Raw genomic sequence first — 18,673 nt, 5'->3', positions numbered from 1 at the left:
ATATCACCTCTAATTATTCAAGATATTGCCTCATCAAGTCGTCGTAATACTTGTCAATTAAACCTTGAATTTCATTGATTTTTGATAAATCGTCATTGGGAACTGTGTACTTCATTTTAATAATCTCATCGAATAAAATTTGATTTCTAATTTGTGAGATTGGAATATTTAAGCTTAGGGCACTTTTTGCTTTTTCGTATAAATAATCAATGATTTTAAGCATACGGTACTGTTTGTTTAGGGGTACATACGTGTCATTTTCATTAAAAGCATTTTGTTGCAAGAATCCGACTTTTATGAGCTTTGCAATTTCCAAAACAAGTCGTTGATTATCGGGCAAGACATCTTCACCTACAAGCATTACGATTTCTTGTAACTTGTTTTCGTTAAACAATAGTTCCAACATCTTATTACGAAGCTGAACGCTGTCCTCAGACAATTGTTTTTTATACCATGGCTCTAGCATCTTAATATAACCACTATAACTATCTAACCAGTTTATAGCAGGGTAATGCCTTGAATAAGCTAATCCCTTGTCTAGGGCTAAGAATACATTTACGAATCTCTTTGTGTTCTCTGTAACGGGCTCTGAGAAGTCTCCTCCAGCTGGAGATACGGCGCCAATAATTGTAATAGAACCCTCTTCCCCACCAAGAGCCTCTACATACCCAGCTCTTTCATAAAATTCAGCAACTCTAGATGGCAAATACGCAGGATACCCTTCTTCTGCAGGCATCTCTTCTAATCTACCAGATATTTCTCTTAGAGCTTCTGCCCATCTTGAGGTAGAGTCAGCCATTATAGCAACATCGTAACCCATATCTCTAAAGTATTCAGCCATAGTAATTCCAGTGTAAATGCTGGCCTCTCTAGCGGCAACTGGCATATTTGATGTATTAGCTATTAATACCGTTCTCTCCATTAGTGGCTTATCTGTTTTAGGGTCAATAAGTTTTGGAAAATCCTCAAGTACTTCTGTCATTTCATTTCCACGTTCCCCACAGCCAATGTAGATAATAATATCTGCATCAGACCATTTTGCAAGTTGATGTTGTGTCATCGTCTTTCCAGTACCAAAGCCACCGGGAATAGCACAAGTACCACCCTTAGCAAGTGGAAAGAACATATCAAGAACTCTTTGTCCTGTAATAAGCAGCTTGTTAATTTCTTTTCTTTCTCTTACTGGCCTTGGATTTCGAACTGGCCATTCGTGATACATTTTAAGTTCGTATTGCTCTTTTCCATCTTCTAGTACAACTAATACCTCTTCAATATTATACTTTCCGTCTTTGACGACAGATTTGACGACGCCCTTTTGGCCTGGAGAAACTATGAGTTTATGATTTATTAAAGAAGTCTCTTGTACGGTTCCGAAAACTTCCCCTGAACCCAACTGATCTCCTACTTTTACACTTAAACTTACATCCCATAATTTTTCTTCATCAATAGAAATCAAACCAATCCCTTCTGGAATGAAATCTTTGTTAATCTTATCAATTTGCTGAAGAGGCCTTTGAATTCCATCAAACATATTCCCCATCATGCCAGGTCCTAGTTTGACGGAGAGAGGTTTTCCTGTAGAGACAATCTCTTCTCCTAGCTTAAGGCCCTCTGTTTCTTCATAAACCTGGATGGTACCTACATCACCATCTAAAATAATTACTTCACCTATTAATTTCTTGCTGCCAACCATGACCATTTCACGCATCTTAAAACCAGACATATTTTTGCCTCTGATGACCGGCCCATTGATCATATTAATGATACCTTTTTCACTCATCCATCTCACCTACTTTTCAAGTGCTTCGTAAAGTCTTATGCCTATTTCATTTTTCCATTCATTTACTTTTCTCAGTATTGTCCTATCGATTCTCTCATTGGTTGAAATAGACTCGATAATAAATCCGCCAATATTTTCATCACTTATAGTGAGAACTTCTACATTTGGATACTTACTTTTTAATTCACTTGTAAATTTCTTTACGTCTCTTTCAACAAAGAATATTTTCACTTCAGTTTGTTGTAAATACTCTTTGGAATCCTCTAACAATTTATTTATATATGAAATGTAAACTTTATCTTTTACAAAAGTATCAAGAGACTGGAGAACTTCTCCACTAAATTGCATAAGTAAATCTCTTTTTAAATTCAAGATACTATTCTTAGCTTCTAATTTAGCTGTAGAAATAATCTTTTGAGATTCTGCTTCAGCATTTTTCATAGATTTTTCAGTTAGGGTACTGTATTTCTCTTCAAGCTCTTTTTGCTTTATCTCTAATAGAAGCTTATTTTTCTCATCCATATCTTTAGTGACTTCATTAGATTTTTTTACTTGTTTATCGTAAACGTATTTGGAAAAGGTTCGAATTTTATCTTCTACTGTTATCACTTACATTGCACCTCCCCATCATATTCCTATGGATTCTTTAATATAGCTTGTGATTTTTTCTTTATCGTTAGCGTAACCATGACGGTCTGGGATTACTGTAATCAGAGGTATTTTCTTGGTAGTTTTCGTCTTCATAACCTCTTCCTTTATTTGATGATAGATTTTTTCAGTAATAAATATAATTCCGTACCCACTTATCAGTGCCGTTCTATAAGATTCTAAAACATCATCACCTTTTTGTAGATATACACCATCTATGCCGACTAATTTCATGCCAATATATGTATCCCGGTTATCGCTTAATAGAAATGACTTCATCGTCAATCACCTACAGTGCACCAAGAATCATAATGGAAATAACCAAACCGTAAATAGCAATACCTTCTGCAAGACCTACATAAATCAACGTTTTACCAAGCATTTTTTCATCTTCTGATACTGCACCTAACGCTGCAGAACCTACATTGCCAACAGCTACGCCACAACCAAGACATGCTAATCCTGTAGATAACGCTGCTCCAAGATACCCCATACCTGCGCTGCTATTACCAACTTCGGCTGCTCTTACCATATCTGGCACTACAAGAATAACAGCCATCAACATCGCAGGGATAAAAACTGAAAGGTTAAATTTTAACAAAGCTTTAATCTTTGTATTTTCATTGTAGCCCTTCTTTAAAAAATAAACTCCAGCTGCAATCGTTGAGAAAACAATAAAGATAACACTGTACATAATAAAATTCATCATTTTAAATTCCTCCTAAATTTTATAATTTCGTAGCCTTGAATTCTTCTCCGCCACCAATAAAATATTTGCTGAATAATTCGTAATATTCTAATCTAAGTACTTGTATCGCTACAATCACACCTTCTAATATGATAATGAAAATATTACCTAATATATAGATCAAAGTACTACCTACTCCACTATTAACCATATGTGCCAAAGATTCGAATGCTAAAAACAATCCTACATGATTTAGAGCAAATGCCCCTACTCGAATAAATGAGAGGGTGTTACTCAGAATACTTAATAAAATCTCAAAAACATCAAAAAAACTTTCTACAAAGAAGTTACTGTCTAATTTATGACTCTGATCTTTTCTCTTATGAGATAACTTATCAACAATTGGCTCTTTCATAAAAAGTATAGCAATGGCAATGACTATAATTCCAGCTAGTACTCCTATAGAAATCATTCTATTGCCTGTAAATAGGGCAAGAGCTACTAAAATAAGACAAAAATACAGTACAAAACCAGTTAGCCCATTTTTACTCAGCAGGGAGTTATAATAATCTTTAGCTTTATATTGATTAATAATGCCGTAAATATAAGCTACAGCTATCGTGACTACACCAATGCCAATAGCAATGAGTAAAAGAGTATTAATATTTTCAAAAGGCTTTAACCATAAAGCTGGAATAATCGTCTCAAATCCAAATACGCTACCATACATTAATCCAAAAAACATGGAGCTTATTCCGAGCCTTGATAATATAGATCCGAGACCTACACCCTTCCATTTCAAGAGAAAACCAGCTAAGAAAAACACAAAACCCTGACCTAAATCTCCAAACATGAATCCATACAGGAATAAGTAGGTTATGCTAAAAAATGGCGTAGGGTCTACTTCATTGTAATTTGGAATCCCATACATCTTAATAAGGGACTCAAATGGTTTGAATAACCAGTTATTTCGCAGTTTTGTAGGCGGTTTTATACTCGGGTCTTTATGATCATCATTAAACATAATGACGATTCCTTGGTATTGTGAAAGGGCTTCTGTAATCTGTTTTTTTAGCCTTTTGGAAATCCATCCAGAAAAGAAGAAGTGTTCCGTGCTAAAAGCCATATTATTTTTCACAGTATTGATTGTATCGTACAGGTGCAAAACATTATAAGCATAATTACTTTGGTCTTTATATTTTGTTTTTAGTGTATTCACTTCACTTTCAAGCGCATCCACCTTAGCAACAAACTTTTCTTTCTTACTTTTTAGCCATTTCACAATATTTAATGGAGTATCTTTATAGACATCTTTAAATCCTTCTAGTTTATTAAAGTTTAAAGATTTTAATATTCTTGTCGTCTCACGTTCTAAATCCCATGGAAAAGTGACCAAATACACTTCATTGTCTTCCATACTTCCAACATGAACTACAATTGCAGTAATATTGCCGTAATTGTTCTTTAATCTTTGAACATTTTCTTTTGTCAATGTACCTACTATGTAGTTAAAGTTTTTTAGATTATTTAATTTTTCCATCTCTATATTTGCAGATGATAAAAATTCATACGCTTTTATGCTCTTATCAATTTCGTCAATATCATTTTGTAAAATTTTTAATATTGCGTATTTTTCATGAACCTGATTGTAGATATCATTAACGGATTTTATTACATTAGGTAAGTCGATGTCATTCTTAATAATATCTGGATCTACTTCGTGTTCATCTCCAAATACTTCGTTTAATAATTTGATTTTTGCTTCAAATCTCTCTCTTCTGGCAATTTTTAGCCCTGATTCTGCTTCTGAAAACCCTAACAATTCCACCATATTGTGTTCTGTTACATCAATGCTAAATCGAAAATTTTCAATTTCATTGTAAGCATCGACGATTTGCACATTTTCGAAAAGCAATATATCTTTTATTACTTCATCAACATAATCTTTTTTACCAATTACATTCATCATAATTAGTTTTTCAACGGCCACTTATTCCACCACCTCTATTGTTCTAATTAAATATTTTGATATTTCCTCAGCAGGCATTTTATACCTTTTGCTTTCAATGATAGAAATAACATCTTCTATTTGAAAATCAATTAATTCCATAAAAGCGGATACCTTTCCGAAGCTCAATATAGAATTGTTAAACAAACTAATTGATTTATTATAAAGATACCTGTCGATCCTTCTTTCCATGAACAAATCAAGGTCATTTTTATAATCAAACAAAAACTCATAAGGCGTATCGATAAACTGTTCTACCAAATTATGTAAATCAATTTTGTAGATTAAATCTCTTAATTTATTGTAATTATACAAGTATCCGTAATCTAAAACGAAGTTTAGTATTTCCTCCTTAGACATATCAAAATACTTCATACCTCGATAAAACCATTCTAAATTATAAAGATCCACTCTACGTCTCAAAAGCTCTGTAGACTTCTTGTCTTTATCCCCTAAGAACTTTTGGGCACTTTGAATTAATTGATGATAGTAGTATTTATCTAACATCATTTCCACATAAAAATTAAATTTTTCATCATCTTGATTTTGAGCATATGGCAATATCAGTCGATAATATTTTGTATCTTTAATTTGTTCTAATACTTCTAATACCGAATCTTTTTCTAACAATTTTTTAAAATCAATATTTGAATACTTCCCAAAAGTAAAAAAATGATCCTTTATATCATCCATTTTCTTTCTGCCTCGAACGACTTCAAATACTAATTTCAAATTTTCAATCTCATAACGCAACATGTATTTTTTTATTAAATCTTTATAATCTTGATTTAAATAAGGCATCAGCTTTTCAACAACTAAAATTTTATATCTGTACAGCCTCCTTTCAAAATCGTTTCTATGCACTTTTCTGCCATTTAAATCCCAAAGTACATCGCGCAAGGAAGTATTCTCATTAAGATAATCAAATACCTCTTGGACACTTTGAAGATTCATAATATTAATGAAATCTTCTTTTGATAATAATCTAGCCTTCATTGCACTTATTTTGGTATTTACTGTACTAAAATTCATGCCATTCATCCTATACACTACCTTTAACTAATTTCTATAATTTCATTAAATATCTGCTTTTTTAATACGTCTTTAACAGCTAAATACTTATTCTGAATACTTTGACATTTTTCTTTTGCATCAGTGCTTATGGAATTAGCCATTTTTTCGGCATCTGCAATTTTCTTTTGCACTTCTGCCTCTAATTCAGTATTGGAATTGTTAATGAGTTTCTCGTCTAGATTTTTAATTTCATCGTCTAAAAAGGATTTCTTCTCTTTAATGGTTTCTTCTGTACGATTTTGCAAGTCGATTACCTTGTTGTCAATCTCTATAATCTTGTTTAATACGAACTCCAATTCATCCAAATTATCACTTCCTCCTCAAATCTATCCTTATTATACTCCTATGATTTTAAGAGTCAAACATTTTGTTAAAAAATACAGAACCTTAGAATTATCAATGGATTCCTAGGTTCTGCCTATCGTTATATTATTATAAGTATTTTTTAAGATTTCTCTTTTTATGTTCTGAGGCACTAAACTTAATAAACTATACAATTTGTAAACATTACATTATTTGTCTATTATCGCGCTATCTGCACCTTTCTTATTAGCTTATTTAAGAAATATTGCATATAATTGAATTAACATAATCGCAAGCAATGTACATAAAAAGACCTTCTAACAGTAGATTTTTTTAGTATAGAACTCACTTTTCGGCCAATAGTTGCTCCTAGAATCCCAGCAGGAACACAGTAATAAGCCAAACTAAAATCTGCAAATCCATTTATTGTATATTGTACCATAGAACTGGAAGTCGTCAACATGGTAATTACTTGAGTTTCCGTGGAATGTATTTTAGAAGAACATTTTATCTACGAAGATATTAGATATTAAATTTTTTAGATAAAACATCTTTGTAACTCAAAATTTGCGTACCAAAAGTAATCTCCGAGGTGCCGAGATTAAAAAACTGTAGTGTATAACAAATCTATAAAAAATATAGCCTGTGGATAAAAATACTATTTAGGTGCATTTTATTGTATTTTCAAACTCTTTTATACTAATTTGCGCACAAAAAAAACACGCTCTTAGTTCATAAAAGCATGCTTTTAATATGAATCAATCTTGATAATAAGTCTTTAAAAAATCTTCTAACCCATCTAGGGCGATTTTGCAGTCATTTACAGTAGGTAAGGTGACAATTCTAAAATGATCAGGTGCTTTCCAATTAAACCCTGTTCCTTGAACAATTAAAATCTTCTTACTTTTTAATAGGTCTAATGCATACTGCATGTCATCGTGAATATGAAACTTTTCCGCATCGATTTTAGCAAAAATGTAAAAGGCTCCTTTCGGTTTTACACAGCTTAGACCGTCAATACTATTAATTCTATTATGCACGTATTCCCTTTGCTCATATAACCTTCCACCAGGTTTAATAAGCTCTATTAAACTTTGGTAACCACCTAAAGCCGTCTGTATTGCGTATTGTGCAGGAACATTTGAGCAAAGACGCATAGAGGACAGCATATCAATACCTTCTATGTAATCTTTTGCATCTTCTTTATTTCCCGTTAAAACCATCCATCCAACGCGATAACCTGCAATTCTATGAGATTTGGATAGTCCATTAAAGGAGATGCATAATACATCGTGAACTAAACTAGCCATAGGAATGTGAACTGCATCATCATAAAGTATTTGATCATATATTTCATCTGCAAAGACAATCAAATCGTGTTCATGAGCCAATTTTGCAATTTCTTCTAATATTTCCCTTGAGTAAACCGCACCTGTAGGATTATTAGGATTAATAATTACAATACCTTTTGTGTTTTCATTTATCTTTGATTTTATATCTTCTAAATCTGGATACCAGTCAGATTCCTCATCACATATATAGTGAACAGGCTTACCTCCAGCTAAATTTATAGATGCAGTCCATAATGGATAGTCCGGTGCAGGCACAAGTATTTCATCTCCATTATCTAAAAGAGCCTGCATAGACAAGGTAATAAGCTCACTGACTCCATTTCCAATGTAAATACTATCTATCGTTACATCCATTACTCCTTTCGTCTGATAATTTTGCATAATTGCCTTTCTAGCAGGAAAAATCCCCTTAGAATCACAGTAACCTTCTGCATTTCTTAAATTGACGGCAACATCATGTACGATTTCATCGGGAGCAAATATATCGAATGGAGCAGGATTGCCGATGTTTAATTTGATAATATTCTCGCCTTTTTTTTCCATTAAGTTGGCTTGATCCATAACAGGACCTCGAATATCATAACACACATTATCCAGTTTTTTTGACTTGTTAAACTTTCTCACTCAACATCATCTCATTCCTCATATTAATTAATTTACTATTATATCAAAAATATAGAAAAAAAACAGAGCAAATGAATATGTATACAAAGTTCTAAGTTCTAAGTAAAATCAGCAAGTTCCTTCGCGACCGCTGATTTTACCTGACCACCTTGAAAAAAAGTTCCATGCAAAAGCAATAAACCTTATTACTTAACACATAGAACTTTCATCTTTTTATACTTGTTCAATTATTTCTATTGTATAGCCATCTGGATCTTTGACGAAGTAGAGTTTTAATCCTGAACCGTCAAGACCCTTTGGCTCAGATACTGAATATCCTGCGCTTCTATGTGCTTGGTATGATTTTTGCAAATTGTCTACGTAAAAAGCTACGTGACTGTATCCATTTCCAAGTTCATAAGGTTCTCTTTGATTGTAATTATAAGTCAGTTCAATTTCATGACCGCTAATTTCATCAGCCATATAAACGAGTGTAAATCTTTTGTCAGGATAATCCATCCTCTTAGCCTCTTTTAAGCCTAAAGCTTTATTGTAGAATTCTATTGATTTATCCAAGTCAAAAACTCTAATACATGTGTGAACAAGTTCATATTCCATGTTTTAATTCCTCTCTTTATCAAAAGTATAATTATAAGTTATTTTATATACTGTAAGGGCTATATGTCAAGAACATTCCGACTTAAATGCAGTAGAATTTCTAGTAATTCATTCATATCTATGCTATAATAAAAACACGATTAAAAGGAGGGAACTAATGGATAATGAACAGATGATTCTCTTTTGGATTGCAGCTGTTGTACTATTTTCAATTATCGAAGGTATTACTTTAGGTCTTGCCACCATTTGGTTTGCAATCGGAGCTTTCATTGCAGTACTAGCAGCACTGCTAGATTTTTCTATTGCCGTGCAAATCGGCTTGTTTATCGTCGCGTCTTTAGCCTTGCTAGCTTTTACTAGGCCTATTGTCGTTGAGCATCTTCGCGTAGGGCGACATAAAACGAATTTAGACGTTATCATTGACTCTATGGGCATTGTTACTAAAGATATTGAGCCCTTTAAAGTTGGGCAAGTAAAAGTCAACGGACAGATTTGGACTGCTACTACTGAAGACAAGAATACAATCACAAAGGATACTAAAGTAAACGTAATTAGAATCGAAGGTGTAAAATTAATTGTAAAAACTCTTGAGGAGGAGTAAATATGCCATATCTTATTTTTTTAGTTCTTATTATAACATTTATTATCATTCCTAATATCCGCATTGTACCACAAGCAAATTCCTATGTCATCGAACGATTAGGTGCCTATATGGATACATGGAGCGTTGGGCTACATGTAAAAATCCCGTTAATGGACCGAATTGCAAAAAAGGTTTCTCTAAAAGAGCAAGTAATCGATTTTGCTCCCCAACCAGTAATAACAAAAGACAATGTCACTATGCAAATTGATACCGTTATTTATTTTCAAATTACAGATCCAAAACTTTATACTTACGGTGTAGAAAGACCTATGGCTGCTATTGAGAATTTAACGGCCACCACTCTACGTAATATTATCGGCGATTTAGAATTAGATGAAACGTTAACTTCTAGAGATTTAATCAATACTCAAATGCGCAGTATCCTTGATGAAGCTACAGATCCATGGGGAATTAAAGTAAATCGAGTAGAAGTAAAAAACATTCTCCCTCCTGAAGACATTCAGCAGGCAATGGAAAAGCAAATGAGAGCTGAACGTGAAAGACGAGAATCTATTCTTAGAGCAGAAGGAGAAAAGAAATCTTCTATACTCGTAGCAGAAGGACAAAAGGAATCACAAATCTTAATTGCAGAAGCTCAAAAACAAGCTGCGATTAAAGAAGCAGAAGGTCGAGCAGAAGCGATTTTAAAAGTGCAGGAAGCTACTGCCGAAGGTCTTAGAATGATCAAAGAAGCTTATCCAAGCGCTGAAGTCATCGCACTTAAAAGCTTAGAAACATTAACAAAAGTAGCCGATGGCAAAGCAACAAAAATCATCATCCCTTCCGAAATTCAAAACTTAGCAGCACTTGCGGCATCACTTAAGGAGATTACAAAAGAAGAAGACTTGGCTTAGCCAAGTCTTCTTCTTTTGTGTTGTAAGTTCTACATTGTAAGTGAAAACGTAAGCCACCATTGGTGACATAGTACTAGAGGCTGATAGCTGTAGTTTTCCCAAAAGGCTACTTAAAGGCTTTTACATAGAACTTACAACGTAAAACTTAACGAGTCTACGAGTTGCTGTGCCGCTCTTCCGGATTTTGATGCTTTGCTCACCTTCCACTCATTGGCTAATTGTAAAAGCTCTTTTTCAGGAAGTTTGATGCCATTTCTTCTGGCTAATTTTATGACCATTTCATTGTACAAATCATCTTTTGGTTGCTCATATAAAATAGCAAGACCAAATCGATCAAAGAGAGAAAGTTTTTCTTGAGTAGTTTCGCTTATATTTACATCTTCTTCTCTTTCTTTAAAAGTTTCCCTGATTAAATGATGTCTGTTTGACGTCACATAGATTAATACATTATTAGGCTTTTTTTCAAAGCTTCCCTCTACTATAGCTTTAAATTTTTTATAATCTGTCTCAAACTCTTCAAAAGACAAATCATCTATAAAAAGAATAAATTTGAAGTCTCTATGGCGAGTAATCTCGATAATAGGAGCTATGGCATCTAATTGTCCTTTTTTAAGTTCAATAACCCTTAGACCCTTGTGGGCATATTCATTGACGAGAGCCTTTACAGATGAAGATTTACCTGTTCCCCTTTGCCCATAAAGCAATACATTATTACCTTTTCCCCTGTCTATAAAACTAAGGGTATTTTCTTTTAGGGCTTTGGTTTGCCTTTCATAACCTATTAAATCCTCAAAACGTACACGGTCAAATTCCTTTATTTCACTTAAGCATTGATTTACGTCATCCCACTTAAAAACAGATTCCTTTGAAAATAAACCTGTTCCATTTTCTCTAATATAATTGGACAACTCTTTTACAATAAATCGTTCTCCAATATTGTTATTAGCGAGAAGGCTATGAAGATCTATGTTTTCAAATTCTTCTGTATCCAATGTAAAAACAGTGCTACGATTTACACTTAATTCTTCTAAAATGGTTACCCAGTCGTAATTGTATAGATTTCTTATAATGTGAATATCTCCAGCCACAAGAGCTAGTAAATTTTCGTCTATTGCCTCTCCCCTCTCGCATTTTAAAGTAAACAGATTTTCGTCCATTAGCAGAATATCTAATATTGTTTCCCTCCATGAGATCGCTTTCTTTCTAGAAATACGAACAATCTCATACTGCATTTGAAATAAATGCTCTACTTTATGAGGAATTTCTCTAGCAGTGGTAAACTTTCTAAATTGATCGATTACTGGGTTTTGCTGAATATTTCGAAATATTAATAATTCATTAAAAATATCTTGCATTGAAAGATCTCCTCTCCGTGGTATACTAAATATAAACAAATCCTCTGAGAAGGTAAATCATTTTTATCTCAGAAGGAAAGTTACAGTATTTTTAACATATTATTATATTACCACATTCCTTTTATACTTTCTCATTTTTTAAATGATTATTAGTGGGTATAGTAATAAGTGAATAAAAAGGAGGGATCGAATTGGATACTCGATTGCACAAGTCAACAAAAGACAAAATAATCTCTGGTGTATGTGGAGGCCTTGGTGAATATTTTAGAGTAGATTCATCTATTATACGCATCATTTGGGCAATAGCAGCCTTTGCTTATGGAACTGGCATCTTACTTTATATTATTGCTACCATTATACTTCCATCTGAAAATTATGCTGAAGGTTATGAAAAAGCGGAAGGTGATAACAAGTCAGAAAATATACTTAATGCTGACAATAGCAAACTGATTGGAATCATTCTCATTATTAGTGGTGCGCTATTTCTGTTAAGGCAGTTTACACCATTTTTAGATTCTAAGTATATCTGGCCAGTTATACTCATTGTATTGGGACTATTTATTATCGTAAAGGGAGGGAGTAGAAACCATGAAGAATAAAAATAATATTATCGTTGGATTAATATTTATGTTATTAGGGGCTTTTTGGCTCTTAAACAATCTAAATGTCATTCAATATGAATTTAAGTACTTATTCACCGCCTTCAGTAGATTATGGCCTTTAATACTAGTAATTGTCGGCCTAACGATTATAGTAAAAAACAAACTGATTCATTCTTTACTATGGTTTTTATTTTTTATTATACTTCTCGTTTACGGCTATTATCTTCAAGAAAAAGCTCCTGTACCTCATTCTTATGAAGTAGGTGAGATGGAATCTTACACAATATCGGCAAAGAGCGACATTTCTGCTGGTAAATTAGACTTGGATTTAGGAGCTATGGAATTTAATATAAGGTCCGGAACGCCAGATTTTGCGACTATTAACTCTAATTTAGCTGAATTAGAAATTGAGGATGCTGTAGAAAACAATCTACAGCGTCTACATATTTCACATGAAAATTTTACTCAAAAGTTTTTCTCTGATTCTAAATTTGATTATAGTCTTGATTTAGCTCTCAATGAGGAGCTCCCTTGGAGCCTTGATATTGATTCAGGAGCTGTAAATGGAATAGTAGATTTAAAGAATATAAAATTAAAAGATCTAGATATTGATTTAGGAGCAGGCAATATGGAAATCTATCTAAGTGATAAATCTACAGATGGCACTATAGACATTGACTCAGGGGTTTCTAGAATTGAACTGAATATTCCTAAAGAAGCTGGAATTCTATTAGAATTTGATGGCGCATTAAACTCTACTAACATATCTGAACTAGACTTTATAAAGCAATCTGATAATAAGTACATTACAGAAAACTATGACAACGCTGATTCTAAATACCACATTAATGTAGATATGGGCTTAGGGGAATTTAAAATAAATAAATTTTAAAACCTCCTTGACTTACTCATTTTCATATTATATTATTAGGTTTAATAATTTAATCGACTGTGAAGGAAAGAGTACTCTATGATAGAAATTAAAGAGAGTTAGTGGCTGCTGAAAACTAACATTTTTACATAGAAGAAGTTCATTCCGGAGTTGTCTGCTGAACTAAAAGTAGGTATGACCGTTTATAACAAAACGTTATCAAATAAGCAAATGGAGTTTTCCATTTGTTCAAAGTGGAGCAATCAATCAAGGTGGTACCGCGGGTATTTTCTCGTCCTTTAATTAAGGGCGAGTTTTTTTGTGTAAAAACAGTTGTTACTTAAATTTTAAGCTACCTACATCCAGTCACCAGCAATCCGTATTTTAGCATTCCTGTAGGGTCAAAGATCCTTCGTCACGTGCGCTCCTCCATGGTAACAAAAACAGGAGCTCACGATGAAGTATCTTTCACGTACTCGCTATAGGCGAGCTCTGCTTTCGCTTACTACCTTACCACCTAGGAGTAATACCCGATTTGTCTTGCCCGAAAGTCGAGTGGTATGGGTTGACGAGGTTTGTAACGGCTGTAAGGAGCTAGAAACCCACGACCTACTATAGACCACCTTAAATAAAAATTGGAGTTGATCAAGATGTATTGGAATGAAAGAATTGAAACCATGTCTCGTGATGAATTGATTTATATTCAAAATGAAAGACTACAAAAAATGTTACGAAGAATTTATCATAATGTACCTTTTTATCGTAGCCAATTTCAAAGTGTAGGTCTTGCCCCTGAGGATATTACAGAGATTAGCGACTTGTCTAAATTACCCTTTACTACAAAGCAAGATTTAAGAGACAGTTACCCCTATGGACTCTTTGCCGCTCCATTATCGGAAATCGTTCGAATTCACGCTTCATCTGGTACTACTGGCAAACCTACTGTTGTAGGATATACTAGAGAGGATATAAGTAATTGGGCTGAACTATGTGCACGTGCTTTTGTAGCTGCAGGCGCTGTCTCCAATTCAGTAGTGCAGGTCTCTTACGGGTATGGCTTATTCACAGGTGGACTTGGGATTCATTATGGTGCAGAAAAGCTTGGTGCATCTGTTATACCTATGTCTGGCGGTAATACGGAAAGACAAATTATGCTTATGAAAGATTTTCATAGCACTTTGCTAGCCTGTACTCCTTCTTACGCCATCTACTTAGCAGAAGCTATCGAACAATATGGCATTGATCCTGGGGAGATTAAACTAAAATCAGGCATATTTGGCGCAGAGCCTTGGTCTGAAAACATGAGAAAAAAGATTGAAGAAAGACTTCATATTTCTGCTCATGATATTTACGGATTATCAGAAATCATGGGACCTGGAGTAGCCATCGAATGCCAATGTAAAAACGGCATGCATATTTGGGAAGATCACTTTCTTCCAGAAATTATTGATCCAAACACTTTAGAGCCATTGCCATATGGTACACCTGGAGAGCTTGTATTTACTACGTTGACAAAGGAAGGCATCCCTGTACTGCGCTATAGGACGAGAGACCTCTCTGTTTTACATAAAGAAGTATGTGAATGCGGCAGAACTCATGTCCGAATGGAAAGAGTATCCGGAAGAAGTGATGATATGCTGATCATTCGAGGGGTAAATGTATTCCCATCTCAAATCGAAAGTGTTTTAATGGAATTTGGTAATGTAGAACCACATTATTTGCTTATCGTCACTAGAGAAGGTACCTTAGATAATCTAGAGATACAAATTGAACTTTCTGAGGAATTGTTCTCGGATCGAATCAGCAATTTAGAAGAATTAGAACGCAAGATAAAACAAAAAATCCACTCTGTTTTGCAGATAAGTGCTAAAATTAGATTAGTAGAACCAAAGAGCATACCAAGAAGTGAAGGCAAAGCAAAACGTGTAATTGACAAACGAAATCTACAAGGGGAGTGATAAAATGATTAAACAAATTTCTGTATTTTTAGAAAATAAGAAAGGTCGTCTCTCAGAAGCTTTAGAAATTCTTCATAAAAATGATATTAATCTCCGCTCTTTGACCATTGCAGAGACTACAGATTATGGCATTTTGAGATTGATTCCTGACAAACCAGAACAAGCAGCAGAAAAACTAAAAGAAGCTCATTTTATAGTAAACAAAACAAAAGTTTTAGCCATTGAAGTAAATGATACACCAGGATCTATGCTCCGTATCATCAAAGAACTCTCATTGGCCAATATCGATATCGAATACTCCTACTGTTGTTTACCTGTCCACGAGCACAAAGCAGTAGTCATCTTAAAAGTATCTGACAACCAAAAAGCCATAGAGGTACTAAGAAAAAGTAGCTGCGCCATACTAATAGAACCGGAAGCATTCACATGATAGTTATACATTGTACATTGTACATTGTAAGTTCTATATAAAAACAAGTGGTAAGGAAAATCTTTACTCGCCTAGAGGTCCGTAAAGATTTTCCCGTCCAACGAACCAACCTTTGTTATTTCACCTTGTTTTTAACCTCATTAATTGCATTTCTCACAGCAGGTATAGCTAATAGTATGCACGTTAATAAGGCTTCTGCCCCCATATAGGAACCATTGTAGATGGTAGAGTACATAAATGCACCTTGCCCTTCTGGTGCGTAGGATGCAAAGAAGATGGCACCTGATAATACACTGCACACAAGTCTTCCAAAGACACCTAATAGGTACGTAGGTACAATACCTCGTTTTACAAGTACTGCCCCCATGCCTAAAGATCCAAACGCTAAGGGATAGTCTATGAGCATTTGAACTGGATGAATAACATAGGGATTAATCAAAAGATCTAGTAATCCAAATGCAACTCCAGCTAGTATTCCTTGTCGCACGCCAAAGTAGTATCCAATCATTACAATAAACAACATTGAAAAAGGCGTGATAGAACCCCCTTGTGGCATGCGAAATAAAGTAATCTGGTTGAGTACATAAGCTACAGCTACAGAAATCGCAGAATATGTAAGAGCCTTTATATTGTTATTATCCTCTTTTTTACTTAGCTTAAAAATAAGTGCAAAAACAAGTACGATGAGCACTACTACAAAAATTTGACCTTCCATAGACTCAAAAAAACCCTGTAACATAAAAAAACCTCCTATTTTTTCGCTTGGAGGTATTGACTAAAAACCGCTTCCCTACGCCAGCATTATCTGGATCAGGTCCAAAGGGTCAATCTCAGCCAAAAGGCTCCCCTAGCGAAAAATCATTTATTTTCATTTATTATAAACGTACTCATATAATATGTCAATGTTCAATTTGTTTATACAAAGAATTTGCGTTTCAATCCATATTCTAAAGCAGCTTCTACATCAATCCTTAAAGGACCCTTTCTTCGAATAACAAAGCCAAGAAGCTCTCCGCTTTCAAAAGGTAGAATTCTTTCACCATCTAAGGCAATGGTACCCTTTTGAGTAGGCTTAGACACATACATCTGATTTAACTCCATCTTTGAAGGGGTTTTACATTCTACAGTAGTCATTTTTCCAGCAGTAAAAGGAGCTAATACATTTTTGCGACCACAATGTAGTCGAGTGCGATATCCAAAATCATCCGAATAAGTTGAGAGTGCTTGAACGCCAATAATAGAAGAAAATCCTATTGAAGCAGGATGTGATCTAGAAACAATTAGTTCCGAGATATCCTTTATATTTTCTATTGCTCTATTTCCTACAAATATTTGATTGGTAATAGCTACATCAATTAAGGCATAGTCAATAATTTTTCCATTTTTGTAGACTTCAATAATCTTATCTTGAATAATATAATCATCTTGCATACCGTATTCACATAAAATTGCTGCGGCCATCCCTACTGTAGTGCCTTCATAAAATCGTGGATAAACATTATTGGTTCCAGTAGATACGGGAATAATAGGTATATTAGAATTTTCTGCTGCAACTAATCTATTCGTCCCATCCCCACCTAGTATAATGATACAATGGACTCCTCGTTTTATAAACTCCTTTGTCGCTTGTATTGTATCTTCATATGTACCCATTATTCTAAAGTCTAGTATCTCTACATCTGCCTTTAAATCTCCATTTAGCTCCAAACTCGATTTTGCATTGGATCCCATCTCGCTATTGTCTGGCATTATAAATATTTTTTCTACTCCTAAATCTTGAGCGCCTAGAATCATTCTCTCCATAAGGTTGACTTTTTCGTGATTACTGATTGTAGTAGCATAGGAGTATAGTCTTCGAACGTCTTTTCCTGAATTTGGATTCGCAATTATACCAATGCTCTTCAAAATATCATCTCCGTATATTCACTTTCGTACTATTCATCAACATAAGACATAGCAATAGCTCCCGGTCCTGCATGTGTTCCAACTACAGCACCTACGATGGATTCAACGATATGATTTGCATCGTATTCTTCTACTAGTATCTTTTTCAAATCTTCTAAGTACTCTGTCGCTCCTGTATGAAGCATATATACAGGCTTATCTTTGAGGCTTACCTCATTTTTAGATAAGTAATTTCGTACCCAATTTAATGCCTTTTTTTTCCCTCTTACTTTATCTTTTGCTACAAGCTCTCCGTTAGAAAAAGTCAATATGGGTTTTATGTTTAACATACTACCTAAGAAAGCTTGGCTTGATGATAATCTTCCACCCTTTTTTAGGTACTCTAATGTATCTACAATCATAAGCGTCTCGTTCTTAGGAATCATATCATGTATTTTATTGACAATTTCTTTTCTGCTCTTTCCTTCTGTAGCCATCTTAGCAGCATAGTGAACCATCAAAGCCTCTCCTAATGTTACCATTTTTGAATCAATAATGCTAATTTTATCGCTATCTAAAATATTTTTTGCCATCATTGCTGAATTATACGTTCCACTCATACTTGAGGACATGAAAATACCAATGATTTCATCTCCAGAATTAACAATAGATTTAAAAACATCTATAAACTCCGCTGGAGTTACCTGAGACGTGCGGGGAATGCCATCAAAAGATTCAAGCTTTTCATAAAATTGACTAGGGGATATTTCTTGACGATCTCTATAGGATTCTAATCCAAAATGGACAGTCAAGGGGACAACCTTTATATTATATTTTTTCTCTTCATCAACACTAATATCACTAGCACTATCTGTGACAATTTGAATAGCCATGTAACACCTCTATTCTTCTCCGTATTTATTTGTAAAATAATCAATCAGATTATTTAAGGCTTTCAAGAAGAGTATGCTCTAATGAAAGCCTTAAATAATCTGATTGATT

General features: G+C 34.1%; 20 protein-coding genes, 1 riboswitch and 1 other annotated feature. Of the genes, 6 read left to right on the top strand and 14 right to left on the bottom strand.

The window, feature by feature from the left end:
• Positions 1 to 13: 13 nt before the first annotated feature.
• The 10 genes from Q7P22_RS03160 to Q7P22_RS03115 form a co-directional block, all read right to left on the bottom strand.
• A complete protein-coding gene (locus Q7P22_RS03160; RefSeq protein WP_303860526.1) occupies positions 14 to 1,780 on the bottom strand; it encodes a V-type ATP synthase subunit A in 1,767 nt (588 codons plus the stop codon).
• A gap of 9 nt (positions 1,781 to 1,789) precedes the next feature.
• Positions 1,790 to 2,389, bottom strand: coding sequence for a V-type ATP synthase subunit E (locus tag Q7P22_RS03155; RefSeq protein ID WP_303860525.1), 600 nt, complete (start codon positions 2,387 to 2,389; stop codon positions 1,790 to 1,792).
• A gap of 18 nt (positions 2,390 to 2,407) precedes the next feature.
• A complete protein-coding gene (locus tag Q7P22_RS03150) occupies positions 2,408 to 2,707 on the bottom strand; it encodes a V-type ATP synthase subunit F (RefSeq protein WP_303860522.1) in 300 nt (99 codons plus the stop codon).
• A 10-nt stretch (positions 2,708 to 2,717) separates the two neighbouring features.
• Positions 2,718 to 3,137, bottom strand: a complete 420-nt coding sequence (locus Q7P22_RS03145) for an ATP synthase subunit C (protein WP_369695484.1) — start codon at positions 3,135 to 3,137, stop codon at positions 2,718 to 2,720.
• Positions 3,138 to 3,156: 19 nt separating this feature from the next.
• Positions 3,157 to 5,106 carry a V-type ATP synthase subunit I gene (locus Q7P22_RS03140; RefSeq protein WP_303860519.1) on the bottom strand — a complete coding sequence of 650 codons (1,950 nt, stop codon included), beginning with the start codon at positions 5,104 to 5,106 and terminating at the stop codon, positions 3,157 to 3,159.
• Positions 5,107 to 6,156 (bottom strand): V-type ATPase subunit, encoded by a 1,050-nt coding sequence (locus Q7P22_RS03135; protein ID WP_303860517.1) that lies wholly within the window; start codon positions 6,154 to 6,156, stop codon positions 5,107 to 5,109.
• A gap of 23 nt (positions 6,157 to 6,179) precedes the next feature.
• Positions 6,180 to 6,503, bottom strand: coding sequence for a hypothetical protein (locus Q7P22_RS03130; protein ID WP_303860514.1), 324 nt, complete (start codon positions 6,501 to 6,503; stop codon positions 6,180 to 6,182).
• Positions 6,504 to 6,781: 278 nt separating this feature from the next.
• Positions 6,782 to 6,943: a hypothetical protein gene (locus tag Q7P22_RS03125; RefSeq protein WP_303860512.1), complete on the bottom strand. Its 162-nt coding sequence runs from the start codon at positions 6,941 to 6,943 to the stop codon at positions 6,782 to 6,784.
• A gap of 316 nt (positions 6,944 to 7,259) precedes the next feature.
• Entirely contained in the window at positions 7,260 to 8,477 is a 1,218-nt protein-coding gene (locus Q7P22_RS03120) for a pyridoxal phosphate-dependent aminotransferase (protein WP_303860510.1), read from the bottom strand.
• A 213-nt stretch (positions 8,478 to 8,690) separates the two neighbouring features.
• The gene (locus tag Q7P22_RS03115) at positions 8,691 to 9,074 is read right to left on the bottom strand and encodes a VOC family protein (protein ID WP_303860507.1); all 384 of its coding nucleotides are present in this window, start codon (positions 9,072 to 9,074) and stop codon (positions 8,691 to 8,693) included.
• Between the two features lie 157 nt (positions 9,075 to 9,231).
• Between Q7P22_RS03115 and Q7P22_RS03110 the strand changes: the two genes are divergently transcribed.
• Together Q7P22_RS03110 and Q7P22_RS03105 are read left to right on the top strand one after the other, a co-directional pair.
• The gene (locus Q7P22_RS03110) at positions 9,232 to 9,675 is read left to right on the top strand and encodes an NfeD family protein (protein ID WP_303860504.1); all 444 of its coding nucleotides are present in this window, start codon (positions 9,232 to 9,234) and stop codon (positions 9,673 to 9,675) included.
• 2 nt (positions 9,676 to 9,677) lie between these two features.
• Positions 9,678 to 10,571 (top strand): SPFH domain-containing protein, encoded by an 894-nt coding sequence (locus tag Q7P22_RS03105; protein WP_303860503.1) that lies wholly within the window; start codon positions 9,678 to 9,680, stop codon positions 10,569 to 10,571.
• A 131-nt stretch (positions 10,572 to 10,702) separates the two neighbouring features.
• On the opposite strand, the gene Q7P22_RS03100 is transcribed toward Q7P22_RS03105, so the two are convergent.
• The gene (locus tag Q7P22_RS03100) at positions 10,703 to 11,926 is read right to left on the bottom strand and encodes an ATP-binding protein (protein WP_303860502.1); all 1,224 of its coding nucleotides are present in this window, start codon (positions 11,924 to 11,926) and stop codon (positions 10,703 to 10,705) included.
• Positions 11,927 to 12,117: 191 nt separating this feature from the next.
• Here Q7P22_RS03100 and Q7P22_RS03095 point away from each other — a divergent pair, with 191 nt between their 5' ends.
• From Q7P22_RS03095 to Q7P22_RS03080, 4 genes are all read left to right on the top strand, one after another.
• A complete protein-coding gene (locus Q7P22_RS03095; RefSeq protein WP_303860500.1) occupies positions 12,118 to 12,525 on the top strand; it encodes a PspC domain-containing protein in 408 nt (135 codons plus the stop codon).
• Positions 12,515 to 13,420 (top strand): LiaI-LiaF-like domain-containing protein, encoded by a 906-nt coding sequence (locus Q7P22_RS03090; RefSeq protein WP_303860498.1) that lies wholly within the window; start codon positions 12,515 to 12,517, stop codon positions 13,418 to 13,420. The genes Q7P22_RS03095 and Q7P22_RS03090 overlap by 11 nt, the downstream gene beginning before the upstream one ends.
• 50 nt (positions 13,421 to 13,470) lie before the next feature.
• Positions 13,471 to 13,702: a binding site (T-box leader), on the top strand.
• A 347-nt stretch (positions 13,703 to 14,049) separates the two neighbouring features.
• Positions 14,050 to 15,357, top strand: coding sequence for a phenylacetate--CoA ligase family protein (locus tag Q7P22_RS03085; RefSeq protein ID WP_303860495.1), 1,308 nt, complete (start codon positions 14,050 to 14,052; stop codon positions 15,355 to 15,357).
• A 4-nt stretch (positions 15,358 to 15,361) separates the two neighbouring features.
• Positions 15,362 to 15,787 carry an ACT domain-containing protein gene (locus Q7P22_RS03080; RefSeq protein ID WP_303860492.1) on the top strand — a complete coding sequence of 142 codons (426 nt, stop codon included), beginning with the start codon at positions 15,362 to 15,364 and terminating at the stop codon, positions 15,785 to 15,787.
• A gap of 115 nt (positions 15,788 to 15,902) precedes the next feature.
• On the opposite strand, the gene thiT is transcribed toward Q7P22_RS03080, so the two are convergent.
• The 3 genes from thiT to Q7P22_RS03065 all read right to left on the bottom strand — a co-directional run bounded on the left by thiT (position 15,903) and on the right by Q7P22_RS03065 (position 18,564).
• On the bottom strand, positions 15,903 to 16,526 hold the full coding sequence (thiT, locus tag Q7P22_RS03075; RefSeq protein ID WP_303860490.1) for an energy-coupled thiamine transporter ThiT: 624 nt from the start codon (positions 16,524 to 16,526) through the stop codon (positions 15,903 to 15,905).
• Positions 16,527 to 16,557: 31 nt separating this feature from the next.
• Positions 16,558 to 16,646, bottom strand: a riboswitch (TPP riboswitch).
• A 56-nt stretch (positions 16,647 to 16,702) separates the two neighbouring features.
• Entirely contained in the window at positions 16,703 to 17,692 is a 990-nt protein-coding gene (locus tag Q7P22_RS03070; protein ID WP_303860487.1) for an NAD(+)/NADH kinase, read from the bottom strand.
• A 29-nt stretch (positions 17,693 to 17,721) separates the two neighbouring features.
• Positions 17,722 to 18,564, bottom strand: coding sequence for a DegV family protein (locus tag Q7P22_RS03065; protein ID WP_303860485.1), 843 nt, complete (start codon positions 18,562 to 18,564; stop codon positions 17,722 to 17,724).
• Between the last annotated feature and the right edge of the window lie 109 nt (positions 18,565 to 18,673).

The organism is Alkalibaculum bacchi (assembly GCF_937875145.1).
In the GTDB taxonomy this organism is placed as follows: domain Bacteria; phylum Bacillota; class Clostridia; order Eubacteriales; family Alkalibacteraceae; genus Alkalibaculum; species Alkalibaculum bacchi_A.
Note: the sequence above shows the minus strand (reverse complement) of the source record. Positions and strands in the feature narration are given on the sequence as shown.